The following is a 16,608-nucleotide window of genomic DNA, read 5'->3' on the forward strand; positions in this document are numbered from 1 at the left end:
GAGATCTGCGTGGGTATTGCGTAGTTTGCTCATCCACTTCAGACTGACCGCAAGAGTTTGATCAACTATGCGAGAGCTTGAAGCGATGACTCAACCCGCCGTCACGGTCTCCGGACTGCTGTTCCACGACCTGGTCTTCGGCCTGCCGACCGCTCCCAAGCCCGGCACCGAGGTCTGGGCCACGCAGTACGCCGAAAGCCCGGGCGGCATCGCCAACTTCGCGGTCGCTCTCGCCCGCCTCGGCATCAGCACGGGTCTCGCCGCCTGTTTCGGCGCCGACGACCATGGCGACCGACTCTGGCACACGCTGCAGGACGACGAGGGCATCGACCTCAGCCGCTCCGCGCGGGTGGACGGCTGGGCCACTCCGCTGACGGTGGCCCTCGCGTACGACGAAGACCGGGCCCTCGTCACCCATGGCGGCGCTCCCCCGCTGTCGGGCGACGACCTGCTGGCCGCTCCGCCGTACGGCGAGGCCGTGGCGGCGCACATCGGGCCGTGGCCGAACGAGTGGTTGCCGAAGGCAAGGGCCAACGGCAGCCTGGTGTTCGCCGATGTCGGCTGGGATCCGAGCGAGCGCTGGGATCCGGCCGTACTGGCTCAACTCGAACACGTCGACGTCTTCGTGCCGAACGCGGACGAGGCGATGCACTACACCGGTACGACGACTCCGGCTCAAGCCCTCGAACGGCTGGCCGAGCGCGTACCGATGGCGGTCATCTCGGACGGACGGCGCGGCGCTCTCGCGATCGACGCCGGCACCGGCGAGCGCGTCGACGTACCGGCGGTGCGGGTGGCGGCCGTCGACACCACCGGCGCGGGCGACGTGTTCGCGGCCGGTTTCATCGCGGCGACGCTTTGGCGGCTTCCGCTGACCGAGCGGGTGTTGTTCGCCAATCTCGTCGCCGCGCTCTCGGTCACCCGACTGGGCGGGGCCGACGCGGCTCCACGCCGGGGCGAGGTCGCGGCCTGGAGGCGCGACAGCACCGACGAGCGGTACGCATTCCTCGAACGGCTCGGAGACCACCTCGGTCAACCAGGCCAGAAAGAAGGCAGAGCATGACACTTTCGCGTCGCACGTTCATCGGGGCAATGGCGGCCGTTCTCGGCGGCGGCTCACTCGTGGGTTGCTCGTCCAGCATGGGCGGCGGTACCACGCAGAAGAACGCCACCGGCTCACTCGCGTTGTGGTGCTGGCCGGGCGGCCTGAGCAAGACCGTGCTCGGCGAGACCGTTCAGCACTTCCCGGACGCCGGTATCAAGGCGTCGGAGATCGGCGGTGACTTCAAGCAGAAGCTGATCACCACCTTCAGCGGCGGTACGAACATTCCGGACATCACCGGGCTGAAGGGCGAGGACATCGCGGCGTTCCTGCCGCAGGCGGAGCGCTTTGTCGACCTGAACACGCTCGGCGCCGGCGACGTGATCGGGAACTACCTGGAGTGGAAGGTCAAGCAGGCCACCACGCTGGACGGCAAGCTGCTCGGCCTGCCGATCGACATCGGCCCGACCGCCCTGTTCTATCGCGAGGACGTCTTCGCCAAGGGCGGGCTGCCGTCCGACCCAGCCAAGGTCGCGGCGGAACTCGGCACCTGGGAGGACTACCTGGCCGCGGGGCTCGAGCTGAAGAAGGCGAATCCGAAGGCCCTGATCGTCTCCGATGCCGCCGATCTCTACAGCCTGATCGTTGGCCAGGGCAAGGATCGCTACATCGACAAGGACAACAAGTTCATCGGCGACGGCGACCACATCAAGCGCGCCTGGGACCTGGCCACGAAGGCCATCACCACCAAGGTGGACGCCCGCACCGCCGGCGGCTCCCCCGACTGGAACGCGGGTCTCGACCAGGGCACGGTCCCGTCGATCATCGGCGCCGCCTGGCTGTCGCTCGACCTCAAGGCGGCCGCGAAGACCAGCGCCGGTAAGTGGCGGCTCGCGGCGACACCGGACGGCCCTGCCAACTACGGCGGCTCGTTCCTCGCGATCACAAAGCAGGCGGCCGATCCGGCGAAGGCCTTCGAGGTGATCAAGTACCTGCTCAGCCCGGACAACCAGGCGAAGGCCTACGCGGACGCGACGATCTTCCCCGCGGCCCCGGCGGCGTACGAGAAGGCGCAGCTCAAGGCGGCGGACCCGTTCTTCGGCGGCCAGGTCCCGATCGAGGTGTTCGGGCCGGCCGCGAAGGACATCCCGGTCGCGTACGAGGCCCCGGCCGACGCGGCGCTCGCGGCGGCGTACGGCGATGCCCTGAAGACCGTGCAGGTGGGCAAGAAGACGCCGGACCAGGGCTGGCAGGAGGCCGTCGCCAAAGCGAAGCAGATCGCCAAACGACAGGGCGTGCAGTGACGGTCCAGGCCGGACGCGGGGTCTGGTCGTACTGGCGGTTCTACCTGGCGTTGTCGCCGTTCTACCTGCTGTTCGGGGTGTTCGGGCTTTATCCGGTGGCCTCGACGATCCTGCTGGCGTTCCAGAAGTGGGACGGGTTCGGGCCACGGCAGATGGTCGGCCTGGACAATTTCCGGTTCCTGCTGGCGGACAGCACGTTCTGGCTGTCGCTGTGGAACACGGTCGTGCTGTTCGTGATGTCGACCGTGCCGACGCTGTCGATCGCGCTGGTACTGGCGGTGATGCTGCACTCGGCCGTGCGGTTCAAGGGCGTCTACCGGATCGCCTACTTCATTCCGAACATCACCTCGCTGGTGGCGATGGCGATCTTCTTCGCGGCCGTCTTCAGCACGAACTTCGGCCTGGTGAACGGCGTACTGCGCTCGCTGGGGCTACCGACCGAGGACTGGCTCGGGCAGCCGTGGGGCATCCGGATCGCGATCACCACGATGATCGTGTGGCAGTGGACCGGCTACAACACGATCATCTACCTGGCCGGACTGCAGGCGATTCCCACCGAGCAGTACGAGGCGGCCAAGGTCGACGGCGCCGGGCCGATCCGTACCTTCTGCTCGATCACGTTGCCGCAGCTGCGGCCGATCGTGCTGTTCACGGTGATCCTGTCGACCATCGGCGGTTTGCAGACCTTCACCGAACCGCAGGTCATGGTCGGCAACACCGGCGGTCCTGGGCAGACCGGCCTGACCGCGGTCATGTACTTCTACCGGTCGGCGTTCCTGGAGAACGACTACGGCTATGCAGCGGCCATCGCGCTCAGCATCTTCATGCTCGTGTTGTTGTTCACGGCAATCAACTGGCGCCTCGTGCGCGGCAGGGCGGTGCGATGAGCAGGCAACGAGTTCGCGGTATCACCCTGCATCTGTTGTTGCTGGCGGCCCTGATCATCAGCCTGTTCCCGTTCTACTGGACGTTGGTGATGGCAACCAACACCACGGCGGACATCTACCGGTTCCCGCCCAAGCTCAGCTTCGGTTCGCAGTTCGACGACAACGTGCGGCATGTGCTGGACAACGTGGCGTTCTTCCAGTCGATGGGCAACACCCTGATCGTGGCCGTGTCGACCACCGTGCTGGTGCTGTTCTTCGACTCGCTGGCGGCCTTCGTGTTCGCGAAGTTCCGCTTCCCCGGCCGGAACGCGCTGTTCGTGATCCTGCTGGCCACGATGCTGCTGCCGGCTCAACTGGCGGTGATCCCGCAGTTCCAGACGATGGCCTTGTTCGGCTGGGTGGGTTCACTGAAGGCGCTCATCATCCCGGGTGCCGCGAACGCGTTCGGCATCTTCTGGCTGCGGCAGTACTTCCAGAACTCGATCCACGACGAACTGGTCGAAGCCGCCACCCTGGACGGCTGCGGGTTCCTCGGCGTCTACCGGCACGTGGCGTTGCCGTCGGCTCGCCCGGCACTGGCCTTCCTCGGCATCTTCACGTTCGTCGCTTCCTGGAACGACTACATGTGGCCGTTGATCGTGTTGACGAACCCGGACCACCTGACCCTGCAGGTCGCGTTGTCCCAGCTGAACCGCAGCCACGGTGTCGACTACAGCATGCTGATGACCGGTGCACTGATGGCGATGATCCCGCTGGTGATCGTTTTCGTCGCGTTCGCCCGGCAGTTCATCAAGGGAGCCACCGAAGGCGCCGTTCGCGGCTGAGCGGAACTGTCCCAACCACCCGATAGGCTGCGGGAACTGTTGTGGGGTGGGTTGCGTCGGAGGGACGTTGATGGTCGGGAAGCGTGGGCGGGTGATCGGGCGGATCGCGCCCGGACAGGTCGGTGAGGTGATGCTGCCGGTGCGCGGTGCCACCGAGGCCTTCTACGCTTACCCGGCGGTCGACGAGGTGATCGAGGTGGGCACGGCCATCGTGGTCGTGGAGTACAACCCGCCACGCACCGTTTATGTCGCTCGCGCAATCTGATCTGTGCTTCGTAAAGCCTGGAGGGGCCCGAAATGCTCTGGACGTACATCGGTGTGGGCGCTGCCGCGTTCCTGCTACTCATTCTGTTGTTCCGGCTGGTCTGGCGGGTGGCGGAGCCCAACGAGGCGCTGATCATCTCGGGTCTGGGCGCGCATTCCAGCCTGGAGCAGATCAACGAGACGCTCGGCTTCAAGATCGTGGTCGGCCGCGGCACGGCGGTGCTGCCCGGTTTCCAGACCGTGCGGCGGCTGCCGCTCGACATCCGCGCCACCCCGCTGACCGTCACCTGCGTGTCCAGCCAGGGCATTCCGCTGCACATCAAGGGCGTCACGGCGTACAAGGTCGGTGACGACTACGGCTCGATCGCGAACGCCGCCCGCCGCTTCCTGGAGCAGAGCGACCAGCAGGTGATGAACACGATTCACGAGCTCTTCGCCGGTCACCTGCGCGCGATCGTCGGTTCCACCACGGTCGAGGAGATGCTGCACGACCGCGAGACGCTGACCACCAACATCCGTGGCTCGCTGGCCGGCGACATGGAAAAGCTCGGCCTGGTGGTCGACTCGCTGCAGATCCAGGAGATCGACGACGAGTCCGGCTACATCAAGAACCTGGGCCGTCCGCAGGCCGCCGCCGTCGAGGCCGCGGCCCGGATCGCGCAGGCCGAGCGGGACCGCGAGGCCACCGAGCGCGAGCAGGTCGCCGCCGCCGCGAAGGCCGCCGCCGTGCGGGAGAGCTCGATCGCCCAGGCCGGTTACCAGGCCGAGGTCGACCAGGCGAACTCGAAGGCCGGCCAGTCCGGCCCGCTGGCCGAGGCCCTGGCCCGCCAGGAGGTCGTCATCGCCGAGACCGAGACCGCGAAGCTGAACGCCTCGCTGGCGGAAAAGCAGTTCGAGTCCACCGTGCTGAAGCCGGCCGACGCCGAGGCGTACAAGCAGCGCACGCTGGCGGCCGCGGCTCGCGACGCCCAGATCGCCGCCGCCGAGGCGAACGCCCGTGAGGTCCAGTTGCGCGGTGAGGCCGAGGCGAAGGCGACCGAGCTGACCGGTCGCGCCGAGGCCGCCGCCATCGAGGCGAAGGCCCGGGCCGAGGCCGCCGGTATCAAGGCGCGCGCCGAGGCGCTGGCCACCAACACCGACGCGGTTGTCGCCCAGCAGCTGGCCGAGGCCTACCCGGATATCGTTCGCGCCGCCGCCAGCTCGTTCGAGAAGGTCGGCAACATGGTCGTGCTGAACGGTGCCCAGGGCATCGAGGACACCCTGGTGAAGACGATCACGATGGGCGGTTCCGGCTTCGCCCTGGCCAAGCAGCTGATCGACTCGCTCAACACCAAAGAGGCGGACGTGAAGCCGCTGACGCCGGTGCAGGACGAGGCGTAGTTTTCCCTGCAGAGCAAAGGGAAACGCCTGCCACGGTAGAAACCTACCCGGTACAAAAGAAGACGGTTCCTAAGTCACGAGCGGTGCGCTAGCTTGCTTCCACTATCACTGTGGGAGTCGCGGGCGTCACCGCTCGTGACCGTTGCCCAAGGGACTGATCACCGTGCCGCTCAGACGTTTCATCACCCTGCTGGCCACACTCGCCGTCGGCGCCGCCACCTTGGTGGCCCTGCCGACCGCGGCTCAGGCCGCGCCCAACTTCAAAGCGCCCTTCGGCTGTAACCAGCGCTGGACCTACAGCCATCACTCGGCGGAGGTCCGCCGGGCGCTCGACTTCATCCGCTCCGACGGCGGTACGACGAACGGCGCGCCGGTCGTCGCGTCCGCCGCCGGAACGGCCACTCGCCATTACCAGGGCGGTGGCGCCGGCAACTACGTGGTGATCGACCACGGCGGCGGCTGGAAGACGTACTACTTCCACCTGTCGAGCTTCTCCATCTCGAACGGCCAGTCCGTCGCACAGGGCCAACGGATCGGCACCACCGGTTCGACGGGTGGCTCGACCGGTCCCCACATCCACTACGAGCAGCTCTACAACGGCGTCGGCCAGAACATCCGCATCAACGGCACCGCGCTCGCGTACCCCGGCTCCTACGGCTCGTACCACCTGACGAGCGACAACTGCGGCGGAAGTGGTACCACGAACTTCACCACCTGGGGCTCCGGCATCAACGTGCGCTCCGACGCGCGACTCTCCGCCTCGGTCGTCACCACGCTGGCCGGTCCGACGCCGGTCTTCGTGCAATGCCAGAAGCAGGGCGATACCGTGAACGCCGAAGGCACCAGCAACAACTGGTGGTCGAAGCTGCGCGACCAGAACGGCTACATCAGCAACATCTACATCGATCATCCAGCCGCACAACTACCCGGCGTACCCATCTGTGGCGCGGGTGTGCAGTTCCAGACCTGGGGATCGAGCGTGAACGTGCGGGCCGACGCGAGGACCTCCGCGGCCATCGTCACCACGCTCACCGGGCCGACCACGGTTTGGGTGCTCTGCCAGAAACAAGGCGACACCGTCACCGCGGAAGGTGTCACGAACAACTGGTGGGCAAAGCTGCGCGATCAGAACGGCTTCATGACCAACATCTATATCGATCATCCGGACAACCAACTGCCCGGCGTACCCAATTGCTGAACCGCTCTCGCTGAAAGTGAATTGCTGAAACCGCCGGCGTCCGGCGAGCCTGTGGCACCAGGGCTCTCCGGACGCCGACGGCCGTCAGGCGGTCACACGGTCAGGCAGTGTGCAGGGCGAGTCCATAGGCGTTCAGGATCTCGTTGACCGGCTGGAACCAGGTCTGGCCACCGCTGCTGCAGTTGCCCCAGCCGCCGGAGGTGACGCCCTGGGCCTGGTCACCGGTGATGAACGAACCGCCCGAGTCGCCGCCTTCCGCGCACACGCTGGTCTTGGTGGCGCCGTAGAAGAGCTGGCCGTTGCCGTAGTTCACCGTCTCGTTCTTGGCCAGGATGTGCCCGCAGTGCCAGTGCGTGGTCGATCCGGAGCGGCAGACCGACGTACCCACCGGCGCCTCCCAGGACCCGCGAACCAGCTGGTCGTTCACCTGGCCCCAGCCGAGCACGACCGGTACGGTCCACCAGCCGTAGCCGGTTTGCACCCAGGCATAGTCGTTGCCGGGGAACGACGAGCCGCGGAACGTGCCCATCCGCGACCGGTCCCAGCCGTACACGGCGGCGCCGACGCCCGAGCAGTGCCCGGCCGTGACGAAGCCGCCGTGCACCGAGAATCCGATCGAGCAGCGGACGTTGCCCGTGTAGTACGGGTCGCCGCCAACGGTTCCGGCCGCGAAGGTCCGCGGGGCCTTGGCATCAACCTCACGTACGACGACCGGCCCGGCCTTGCTCACCTTGGCCACGAAGGCATCGACGACCTCGGAACGCTTACCAGCCTGGACGTTGATCACGACGCTGCCAGTACGCGGATCCGCCGCCCAGCCGCTGACGGCGCGTGGAACGCTCGTGCCCGCCAGCTTGTCGACCGAGGCCTTCTGCTTGTCCAGAGCGGCTGCCGTCGTCTTGACGAGCACTACGTCGGCTCCAGCCGCTCGAACCTCGTCAGCCTTGCTCTGGTCGGTCACGCCGACTACGAGCTTCTGCTTGGCCTCGTCGTACCAGAGGCCGCCGAAGGCCGTACCGGCCGCTCGTTGAGCCTTGGGCGCCGCCTTGATGGCTACGCCCTCGATCCGGAGGCGTTGCTCGGCTTGAGCCTTGGTGAGGCCGAGATCCTGCTGCAGAGCGTCGAGCTGCCTGGGCGCGGCTAGAGCCGGCCCTGGCTCTGGGCTGGTGGCGGCGGATGCTTGGGTGGCCAGAACCAGGGCGGGGCTCATGACCAGGACGGCGGACACGACGATCCGCAGACTGCGTTTGGTGCGCATTCGGACTCTCCTTCACCTACGGGCGGGGGCGATGAGAGCGCTCTCTGGACACAGAGTGGTGTACCGGACACAGCTCGTCAAGGGCTGGATGGCTGACGTTGTCAGTTCCGGAACCAGGAAATCGCTTCCCGTTTTCGGTGCGGGCCTACAACCCGAGATGCGCCAGTACGGCGAGCACGCGGCGATGCCCAGTGCTCACCGGCAGATCCAGCTTGAGGAACACGTTGCCGACATGCTTGTGCACCGCGCCTTCGCTCACCACCAGCCGCTCGGCGATCTCGGTATTGCCCAGCCCTTCGGCCATCAGCCCGAGCACTTCGCGTTCGCGCGGCGTGAGCCGCTCCAGCGGACTGCTCCGGCGAACCATCAACTGGCTTACGACTTCCGGATCGAGCACGGTGCCACCCGCCGCCACGCGCCGTACGGCGTCGAGGAACTCGTCCACGCGGGAGACCCGGTCCTTGAGCAAATACCCGACGCCTTCGCTGCCGGCGGCCAGCAGTTCGGAGGCGTACACCTCCTCGACGTACTGCGAGAAGACCAGGACGGGTAGACCCGGGTGCTGCCGGCGGGCCTCGATCGCCGCCCGGAGGCCCTCGTCGGTGAAGGTGGGTGGCAGCCGAACGTCGACCACGGTCACGTCCGGGTGGTGTTCGGCCACGGCCTTGGCGAACTCGGCCGTCTCGGTCGCGACGGCCGCCACCTCGAATCCGGAACTACCGAGCAGCAGGCTGAGGCCTTCCGCCAGGATCGGGTTGTCCTCCAGGATCACTACTCGCACGGCATGATCACCTCGATCGTCGTCGGGCCACCGATGGGACTGGCCAGTTCCAGGTGGCCGTCGATCGCCTGGACCCGGTGCCGCATCCCGTTCAGGCCGCTGCCGCGGGCGCCGTCGGTTGCGGCCTGCGGGCCGAAGGCGGCACCGCCGATACCGTCGTCGGTAACGGCCAGGTAGAGCTCGTGCCCGCGCCGTTCGAGTCGTACGTCGACGTGTCCGGCGGCGGCGTGTTTCGTCACGTTAGTGAGGGATTCGGCCACCACGAAGTAGGCGGCGGCCTCCACCGGAGCCGGCACCACCCCGAGTTCGCCGAGGCGCAGCTGGGTAGGCACCGGGCAGCGCGCGGCCAGTGCCGAGACGGCCCCGGCCAGCCCCCGGTCGGCCAGGATCGGCGGGTACATCGTGCGCAGTACGCCGCGCAGTTCCGTCATCGCCTGCTCCGCGCCGTCCCGGGCGTCGTCGAGCATCGCCGCCGCCTTCTCCGGATCGCTGAGCATGGTCTGCTTCGCGATACCGATCCGCATCGCCAGGGAGACGAGCTGCGCCTGCGTGCCGTCGTGCAGGTCCCGCTCGATCCGGCGCAGTTCGGCGCCATGGGCACCAACCGCGCCGGCCCTGGTCCGGGTCAGCTCCTCGACCCGGGCGGTCAGACGCGCCGCCTCCAGGTCGGCCGAGTTCGGCGCGAGTACGGCGACCGTCAGCTTGGCGTGCGCCTTCGCGATGGCCGGAGTGAACCAGCCGAGCAGCAACAGGCCGACCAGGATCTGGCCAGGCCCAAGCGTGAAAGCCTCCAGCCAGCTGTCGACGCCGACACCGAGCAGCGTGAAGTTGCCCGGATCGATCCACCACAGGCACATGCCGATCACCGAACCCGGCACCGCCAGCGCGCCGGACAGGCCGAGCAAGACGGCCGGAATACCGAGGACAGCGATCGGCAACACCGCCAGCGCTCGCCGTACCGACCGGTCGTGGGTGATACCGCGGAGGTCACCGAACCCGCGGCCCGTCGCGGACGGCAATGCCGCACCCACCGGACGGCCGAGGTACGCGGCGGCGCGAGACCGTTCCGCGTTCGCCACGCGCACCACCAGCGCCCGGGCCTCGGGAATCGCCCAGCCGAACAGCAGTAACAGCGGCAAGGGGGCGAGCACGGCCAGGCCGAGGGCGAACCTGCCCACCAGGTACCGGCAGGCCCGCAGGCCCTTGGTCAGGATCGTGGTCAACATGGCTCGATCCTCCCGTGACGTCCCTGCCCGGCGCAGTACAGCAGGCTCCACCTTTTGCAGACCCGCAGACAGGATCGTAGCCACCCCAGAAACGGCTACTGGCCGACTCGCGGAGCGCGAGCCGGCCAGTGCACGTACTTTCGCCTCAGCAGTCGGCGAGACCAGCGATCTTCGGGTTGGCGCCGCTGACGTAGTGGTTACTGACGTAGCCACCGGCCTGGAGCTTGGCCCACCAGCTGTTGACGACGCCGTTGATGGTGACCGATTGGCCGGCCGCCTGGCACACCGCCACCTGGGTGGTCGCGCCCGGCAGGACGCGCAACACCGTCGAGGCCGTGGTGGGCTCCGATCGCACGTTCACGTTCGTACCGGTCGTATTGATCGTCTGACCGGTGCCGCACACCGGCACGCCGGGTAGCTGCGCATCCGGGTGGTCGATGTAGATGTTGGTCATGTAGCCGTTCTGGTCGCGCAGCTTGGACCACCAGCGGTTCGTGGTGCCCTCGGCGGTGACGGCGTCACCCTCCTTCTGGCAGACGACGAAAACGCGGGTCGGGCCGGGCAGCGTGGTGACGATCGAGGCGGTCACCTTGGCGTCGGAGCGCACGTTCACGCCGGAGCCGTAGGTGGTGAAGTTGTACTCCGGCTCGGGGTTGCCGCCGCCACCGTTGACCAGCTGCATGTAGTAGTTCCAGTTCCAGTGCGGACCCGGGTCGGTGTGATCGTTGCCCGGCACCTCGACGTGACCGACGATGTGCGTGCGGTCCTTCGGAATGCCCCGGCGCTCGGCGATGTTCTTGGTCAGCGCCGCCGACGCCCGGTACATCGCGTCGGTGTACCAGGACGGGTTGTCGACGAAGCCCTCGTGCTCGATGCCGATCGACCGGCTGTTCGCGTTGCGCACGTGCCAGGCGACGTCCTTCTCCCGGACCATCTGGGTGATCTGGCCGTCGCTGGAACGGATCACGTAGTGCGCGCTCACCTTCGAGCGCGAGTCCTTGAACCAGCTGATGGTGCCGGCGTACGAGCCCTGGGTGGTGTGCACGACGATCCGGTCGATCGCGCTGCTGGTGGGCCGGTTGGCGACCGTGTAGTTGCTGCTGAGCGCGGCGTTCCAGATGGCGCCCGGGTAGTCGACGGCCATGGTGCCCATCGAGGAGGCGGTCGCGTACTTGCCGCGCTCCGGGTCGACCTTCGCCGGGGCGACGGTGATGCCCGCGCCCTCGCCGGTCCGGACGGTCAGGCCCGCGCCGAGCAGGCGGTAGACCTCGTCGGCGTACAGCTTGCCGGTGGCCAGGTCGGCGGAGTGCGAGTACTGCGCGATCACCTGGTACCAGTGGTCGACGTCGTCGCGCTGCGCCTCGGTCAGGCCCGCCTGGTCGGCGTACGAGTCGAGCACGGCGGCGGCGCCCGCGATGTTCGCGGCGGAGTCCTTGGCCACCCGCTCGGTCGGCAGACCGGTCAGCTTGGTCGCCTCGGACAGCGTCCGGTTGTTCGGGTTGCTGACCAGGTGCATCATTCCGTAGCCGCCGGCCTGGCTCGGGCGGCCCTTGTGACCGTCCAGGTGGGACTCGGCATAACCGAGCGCGACCAGCAGATCGCGCGGTACGTCGTAGTGGTCGGCGGCCGCGGCAAAGGCCTTCGCCAGCTCGCCCCCGGGCACGACGGGTGATTGGGATGGCGGTGGTGCCGCCGTGGTGGGCAACATGCCACTGAAGGCGATCACGCCTGCGGCTGCGGCTGCGAGCACCGCGGTCATTCTGGGCAGTCGGGCGGTCTTACCCATGGGATTCCTTCCCTTACGGCTGAGGGGCTTGCCGCGACGATAGGGCAAAAACTTCCGATACTGCCAGTAGTTAAGTGAATTTTTTCCGTTAGTTCGCCGAATCGAGGGTGCTTTTGCACCTCAGTCGAAAAGGTCCCGCCTCAGGCGACCACTCGGCCGCGCAAGATGATGCGCTTCGGATGCGCGAGCACCTTCGCGTCCCGCCGCGGATCCGCGTCGTACACGACGATATCTGCCGGAGAGCCCACGGCCAGGTCGCCGGGAACGCCCAGCCACTCGCGCGCCGCCCAGGAACCGGCCGCGACGGCCTGTGCAGAGCTCATGCCGATGGTCGTGAGTTGGGCGACCTCCGCGGCCACCAGGCCGTGCGACAGCACTCCCCCGGCGTCGGTTCCGGCGAACACCGGCACGCCCGCCTCGACCGCGGCTTGCAGGGTCGGGATCCGGCGGTTGTACAAGTCGCGCATGTGCGCCGCGTACCCCGGGAACTTGCCTTCGGCCTGTTCGGCGTACGTCGGGAAGCTTTCCAGCTGCAGCAGGGTCGGGACCAGGGCGGTGCCGTTCGCGGCCATCAGGTCGATCAGGTCCGGCGAGAGACCCGTGCCGTGCTCGATGCAGTCGATACCCGCCGCGAGCAGATCCGGCATCGCGTGCTCGCCGAAGACGTGGGCGGTGACCCGGGCACCCAGTTCGTGCGCCCGCGCGATCGCCGCGGACAGGGCCTCGGCCGGCCAGCACGGGGTCAGATCGCCCGCCTCCCGGTCGATCCAGTCGCCGACCAGCTTGACCCAGCCGTCACTGCGGCGGGCCTCCTGTTCGACATACGCGACAAGCTCGGCGGGTTCGATCTCCCAGCCGTAGTTGCGGATGTAGCGCTTGGAGCGCGCGATGTGCCGGCCGGCCCGAATGATCTTGGGCAGGTCCTCCCGGTCGTCGATCCATCGGGTATCGGCGGGTGACCCCGCGTCCCGGACGAGCAGAGCGCCCGCGGCGCGGTCCTGGAGCGCCTGCTGCTCCTGGGTTTCGGCGTCCACAGCGCCGTGCTGGTCCAGGCCGATATGGCAGTGGGCGTCGACCAGGCCGGGCAGGATCCAGCCGCCCTCGCTGACGGTGGTGACGTCGGCACCACTACCGGCGGCGGGCCGGTCGATGACCAGCCCGCCGCTGAGATAGAGCTCCTGCTGAACACCTGACGGCAGAACGACGCCGGTGAGCCTGACTACTGAGGTCATGCTCAGACCGTAGCCGTTCGGCTCGTCAGTACTCGAGCAGGTCGTGACCGCCGGTGGCCGGAGTGGCCGCCGCCGGTTCACCGTGAGCCGTGGTTCCCGCGGTCTGCGGGCACGGGCTCGGGTCGTTCTCCTGCGTCGCCGTGCCCGCCGGGCAGGGTTGCGCCGAGGCGGGGGTATGGCTGGGGGTCGGGTCCTGCGTGGGGTTCTCGGTCGGAGTTGTGGACGGGGTGGGGGTCGGCGTCGGCGTCGGCGTGGGAGTCGGCGTCGGCGTCGGGGTCGGGGTGGGAGTCGGCGTCGGGGTCGGCGTCGGCTTGGTCGGGCGAATCGTCGGCAGCGTCGGCGTCGCGGTCGGCGGCGTCGGCCTGGTCGGCCGGTCGGTGGTCGGAATGGGATCCGGCGTCAGCGTCGGCTTCGACGGGGTGGGCAGGGTCGGCTGGGTGCTGGTGGTCGGCGTGGCTGTCGGCTTCGGCGTGGCCGTCGTCTGGACCTTGTCGTCCTCGATCTCCGGCACGACGGTCGGATCCACCTTGCGCTCGGCATTGCCAGAACGCTTGGCCGTCGGCACCTCGCCGGTCTTGTTCGGGATCAGCACGGCCGAGCGGGTGTAGACCCGCATCCAGCGCAGCACGGTGGCGACGAAGTCCTTGGAGTGGTGATACCTCAGCAGGGACTTCACCAGGTCGTGCGGGTTCTTCAGGTCGTCGTTCTCGGCGCAGAGGTAGATCGCGACGGCGGTGACGGCGTCGTACACGTTGTTGGGGTTGTCGAACCCGTCGCCGTTGCCGTCAACGCCGTACTCCTCCCAGACGGAGGGAATGATCTGCATCGGGCCGACGGCCCGGTCGTAGAAGGTGTCCCGGTCGAACCGGCCCTTGTCGGTGTCGAGCACCAACGGCGTACCGCCCTTGCCACTCAGAACGGGGCCGAGGATCCGGCCGCGGGTGGTGCCGGCGATATCGACTCGGCCACCGGCGGCGTGGGCGGACTCCACCTTGCCGATCCCGGCCAGCAAGGGCCAGGTCAAACCACAGTTGGGGCGAATCACGCCGAGATTGGCGGTCGCGCGGCGGTAGGCGGGGAAGACCCCGCGGGGGATTCCGTTGATCGCGTCGGGACGGCCGGGGCGGACAACGGAACGGCCATCGGTGGCGCCCTGGACGGGGACGTCAGCTCGAGCCGGTTTGTCAGATCCAATCCTGCCGTCCACTCCGGGACGTTGCGGGACGATCATGGTCAGTTCGTCGAACTCACCGCTGTTGAGGCCGGCACCGGGTGAAGGGGCGACCGGACGGTCGACCGAGAGCAATCCGGTCGGACCGGACCCTCCTGAGGCCACTGTCACGACCGCACCCACGAGGAGCGGTGCCACACACAATGAAGCGATGATTATTTTGACCCGACGGTTTCCACTACGGGTTAGGCGCATAGAACCACCAACGATCCAGGCGCCAGAAAGTTACCTGAAATCGACGCAAAGTTACCTGAGGTGATAGCTCATCTCCGGCCCGCGACCGCCCCAGGCGGTCAGGGTAGGGCCTGATCGGCCTGGCGGTCACATTGCGTGTGGATTACCGTCTCAATAGCTGGGCAAGGCCGCGCGGAGTAGCTTCCGCGACAGCGTCGCGGCATAGCCGGTGCGCTATGACCGAAAGGTCAGGAGCCGGGCTTGCCCGCGTCGCCGGAGGGGGCTTCGGCGGCGCCGGCGCCGTTCGCATCGCCCGTGCCGGTGGCGTCCGGGGCGCACGACGGTGGCACGGTCGGCGCAATCGTCGGGGTGACCGGAGGCGGCGGTGAAAGCTGCGATACCGGAGCGGGCACCGTCTTTTCACACGCCTCCGCCGTCGTGGCGGTCGGCGTGGAGTCAGTCGTCGTGGCCGGCGGGGTCCCAGTGGTCGTCCCGGTGGTCGTCGCAGTCGTCGTGGCCGGCGTCGTGCCGTTCGTGGTGGCCGGCGGCGTCTCGGACGTCGTGGCGGGCGGCGTCTCGGTCGTGGTGGCCGGCGGGGTTGTCACTGGCGGCGGCGTGGTGGCCGACGGCGGGGTGACGGGCGGCGGGGTGGTGGTGTCCGGCGGCGGCGTGGTGGTCGTCGGCGTGGACGGCGTCGTCGTCGGGGTGGACGGGTCCGGGGTGGTCGGCGTCCGGGTCGGGTCGGTCGTCGGCGTCGAGGGCTCCTCGGTCGGGTTCGTCGAGGGGTCCTTGGTCGGCGTCGAGGACGTTGGCCTGGACGGCCGCGGCAGGGAGATCGTTGGCAGCGTCGGCTGCGGCGACGGCACCGTGGTTGGCGTCGTCGTGGTGGCCGGCGGCGAAGGCGTCACGCTCGGGTGTGGCGTGGTCGGCGCGGTCGTCGGCGGGATGACCGGCGCGGTGGTGGTCGCCGTCGCGGACGGCTGCGGGGTCGGCGTCGCGACGGTCTGCGTCACCGCGGCCCGGTTGACCGGGTCGTTGTCGTCGACCACGGGCGGGGTCTCGTCATGCTCGACGTTGCCGTCCTGGTCCACCGACGGAGGCGGTACGACGCCATCGCGGTCGGGCACCTGCACACCCGCTGAGCTGTACGTCTGCATCCAGCGCAACACGGTGGACACGTAGTCCATCGAGTGGTTGTAGCGCAGTACGGCGGCAACGAGCCCGCGCGGATCCTTCAGATTGGCGCCACCGGAGCACAGGTACTCCCCCGCGGCCCGGGCGGCGTCGTAGATGTTGTGCGGGTTCTTCACGCCATCGGCGTTCCCGTCCGCGCCGAACATGGCCCAGGTACCAGGAATGAACTGCATCGGGCCGACCGCGCGGTCCCACTGGGTGTTGCCGTCGAACTTGCCCTGGTCGGTGTCCTTGATGGCGGCAATCCCGGGCCCACCGTCCAGTAGCGGGCCGAGGATCTCGCCGCGCGTCGTACCGGTCTGGTCGACGCGGCCACCGCTCGCGTGGGCGGATTCCACCTTGCCGATACCGGCCAGCAGGGGCCAGGTGAGTCCGCAGTTGGGCTGGGCGGCCGCGATTTCCTGCGCGACGCGCTGGTAGGCGGGCAGCACGCTGCTCGGAATACCCGCGACGGAGCCAGGCAGCGCCGTACCCACATCTGCCTGGCCGTCGACCGTGCCGGTGATGGGGATCTCGACGTCGGACGGCTTCTCGCTGCCGAGGCGGCCGTTGGCGCCCGGGCTGGGGCCGACGTCCTTGGCGAGATCGTCGAACACCGAGTCCTGGCGATTGGCGCCCGCGAGCGCGGCACTGTCGACGATGAACAGGTTGGACGGGCCGCCGCTACCGGCGACCACCACTCCGACCATGGCCAGCGGAGGCGCGACCCAGATCCAGGTGGCGGTGATTCTCCCCCGCCAACTGTTGGTGCCGCTCAGTTTCTGCCTCACTGCCGTCTCACGTCCTCGCAGTTCGCTGATCGTGCTTCGGGCGCACCGACGATCTTA

General features: G+C 68.2%; 14 protein-coding genes. 7 read left to right on the forward strand and 7 right to left on the reverse strand.

What is annotated here, in order from left to right; all coding sequences use genetic code 11:
- Window positions 1-85 precede the first annotated feature (85 nt).
- The 7 genes from ACFFGN_RS30295 (at window position 86) to ACFFGN_RS30325 (ending at window position 6,899) form a co-directional block, all read left to right on the forward strand.
- Window positions 86-1,063: a carbohydrate kinase family protein gene (locus ACFFGN_RS30295; RefSeq protein WP_380054597.1), complete on the forward strand. Its 978-nt coding sequence runs from the start codon at window positions 86-88 to the stop codon at window positions 1,061-1,063.
- The gene (locus ACFFGN_RS30300) at window positions 1,060-2,346 is read left to right on the forward strand and encodes an ABC transporter substrate-binding protein (RefSeq protein WP_380054602.1); all 1,287 of its coding nucleotides are present in this window, start codon (window positions 1,060-1,062) and stop codon (window positions 2,344-2,346) included. Before ACFFGN_RS30295 ends, ACFFGN_RS30300 begins: the two co-directional genes overlap by 4 nt.
- Entirely contained in the window at window positions 2,343-3,233 is an 891-nt protein-coding gene (locus ACFFGN_RS30305) for a carbohydrate ABC transporter permease (RefSeq protein ID WP_380054606.1), read from the forward strand. Before ACFFGN_RS30300 ends, ACFFGN_RS30305 begins: the two co-directional genes overlap by 4 nt.
- Window positions 3,230-4,057 carry a carbohydrate ABC transporter permease gene (locus ACFFGN_RS30310; protein ID WP_380054610.1) on the forward strand — a complete coding sequence of 276 codons (828 nt, stop codon included), beginning with the start codon at window positions 3,230-3,232 and terminating at the stop codon, window positions 4,055-4,057. The genes ACFFGN_RS30305 and ACFFGN_RS30310 overlap by 4 nt, the downstream gene beginning before the upstream one ends.
- Before the next feature lie 70 nt (window positions 4,058-4,127).
- On the forward strand, window positions 4,128-4,322 hold the full coding sequence (locus tag ACFFGN_RS30315) for an NfeD C-terminal domain-containing protein (protein WP_380054614.1): 195 nt from the start codon (window positions 4,128-4,130) through the stop codon (window positions 4,320-4,322).
- Window positions 4,323-4,354: 32 nt separating this feature from the next.
- The gene (locus ACFFGN_RS30320) at window positions 4,355-5,701 is read left to right on the forward strand and encodes an SPFH domain-containing protein (RefSeq protein WP_380054618.1); all 1,347 of its coding nucleotides are present in this window, start codon (window positions 4,355-4,357) and stop codon (window positions 5,699-5,701) included.
- 163 nt (window positions 5,702-5,864) lie between these two features.
- Window positions 5,865-6,899 (forward strand): peptidoglycan DD-metalloendopeptidase family protein, encoded by a 1,035-nt coding sequence (locus ACFFGN_RS30325; RefSeq protein ID WP_380054621.1) that lies wholly within the window; start codon window positions 5,865-5,867, stop codon window positions 6,897-6,899.
- A 100-nt stretch (window positions 6,900-6,999) separates the two neighbouring features.
- Here the strand turns inward: ACFFGN_RS30325 and ACFFGN_RS30330 are convergent, their stop codons facing one another.
- The 7 genes from ACFFGN_RS30330 to ACFFGN_RS30360 all read right to left on the reverse strand — a co-directional run bounded on the left by ACFFGN_RS30330 (window position 7,000) and on the right by ACFFGN_RS30360 (window position 16,551).
- Window positions 7,000-8,157, reverse strand: coding sequence for a S1 family peptidase (locus tag ACFFGN_RS30330; protein ID WP_380054624.1), 1,158 nt, complete (start codon window positions 8,155-8,157; stop codon window positions 7,000-7,002).
- Between the two features lie 145 nt (window positions 8,158-8,302).
- Window positions 8,303-8,938 (reverse strand): response regulator, encoded by a 636-nt coding sequence (locus ACFFGN_RS30335; RefSeq protein ID WP_380054628.1) that lies wholly within the window; start codon window positions 8,936-8,938, stop codon window positions 8,303-8,305.
- Entirely contained in the window at window positions 8,929-10,164 is a 1,236-nt protein-coding gene (locus tag ACFFGN_RS30340; RefSeq protein WP_380054631.1) for a sensor histidine kinase, read from the reverse strand. The genes ACFFGN_RS30335 and ACFFGN_RS30340 overlap by 10 nt, the downstream gene beginning before the upstream one ends.
- A gap of 145 nt (window positions 10,165-10,309) precedes the next feature.
- Window positions 10,310-11,950, reverse strand: a complete 1,641-nt coding sequence (locus tag ACFFGN_RS30345) for an N-acetylmuramoyl-L-alanine amidase (RefSeq protein WP_380054634.1) — start codon at window positions 11,948-11,950, stop codon at window positions 10,310-10,312.
- Window positions 11,951-12,090: 140 nt separating this feature from the next.
- On the reverse strand, window positions 12,091-13,182 hold the full coding sequence (locus ACFFGN_RS30350; RefSeq protein WP_380054636.1) for an amidohydrolase family protein: 1,092 nt from the start codon (window positions 13,180-13,182) through the stop codon (window positions 12,091-12,093).
- A 25-nt stretch (window positions 13,183-13,207) separates the two neighbouring features.
- Window positions 13,208-14,389 carry a lytic transglycosylase domain-containing protein gene (locus ACFFGN_RS30355; protein WP_380054640.1) on the reverse strand — a complete coding sequence of 394 codons (1,182 nt, stop codon included), beginning with the start codon at window positions 14,387-14,389 and terminating at the stop codon, window positions 13,208-13,210.
- 446 nt (window positions 14,390-14,835) lie between these two features.
- Window positions 14,836-16,551 carry a lytic transglycosylase domain-containing protein gene (locus ACFFGN_RS30360; protein WP_380054643.1) on the reverse strand — a complete coding sequence of 572 codons (1,716 nt, stop codon included), beginning with the start codon at window positions 16,549-16,551 and terminating at the stop codon, window positions 14,836-14,838.
- Window positions 16,552-16,608 lie beyond the last annotated feature (57 nt).

The sequence above is a fragment of the Kribbella deserti genome, from assembly GCF_042434725.1.
Classification (GTDB): Bacteria; Actinomycetota; Actinomycetes; order Propionibacteriales; family Kribbellaceae; genus Kribbella; species Kribbella deserti.

What these genes read in the sequence shown, in the direction of transcription:
- ACFFGN_RS30295 (WP_380054597.1), top strand. Translation starts at nt 86, where the DNA reads ATGACTCAACCCGCCGTCACGGTCTCCGGACTGCTGTTCCACGACCTG.
- ACFFGN_RS30300 (WP_380054602.1), top strand. Translation starts at nt 1,060, where the DNA reads ATGACACTTTCGCGTCGCACGTTCATCGGGGCAATGGCGGCCGTTCTC.
- ACFFGN_RS30310 (WP_380054610.1), top strand. Translation starts at nt 3,230, where the DNA reads ATGAGCAGGCAACGAGTTCGCGGTATCACCCTGCATCTGTTGTTGCTG.
- ACFFGN_RS30315 (WP_380054614.1), top strand. Translation starts at nt 4,128, where the DNA reads ATGGTCGGGAAGCGTGGGCGGGTGATCGGGCGGATCGCGCCCGGACAG.
- ACFFGN_RS30320 (WP_380054618.1), top strand. Translation starts at nt 4,355, where the DNA reads ATGCTCTGGACGTACATCGGTGTGGGCGCTGCCGCGTTCCTGCTACTC.
- ACFFGN_RS30330 (WP_380054624.1), bottom strand. Translation starts at nt 8,157, where the DNA reads ATGCGCACCAAACGCAGTCTGCGGATCGTCGTGTCCGCCGTCCTGGTC.
- ACFFGN_RS30340 (WP_380054631.1), bottom strand. Translation starts at nt 10,164, where the DNA reads ATGTTGACCACGATCCTGACCAAGGGCCTGCGGGCCTGCCGGTACCTG.
- ACFFGN_RS30345 (WP_380054634.1), bottom strand. Translation starts at nt 11,950, where the DNA reads ATGGGTAAGACCGCCCGACTGCCCAGAATGACCGCGGTGCTCGCAGCC.
- ACFFGN_RS30350 (WP_380054636.1), bottom strand. Translation starts at nt 13,182, where the DNA reads ATGACCTCAGTAGTCAGGCTCACCGGCGTCGTTCTGCCGTCAGGTGTT.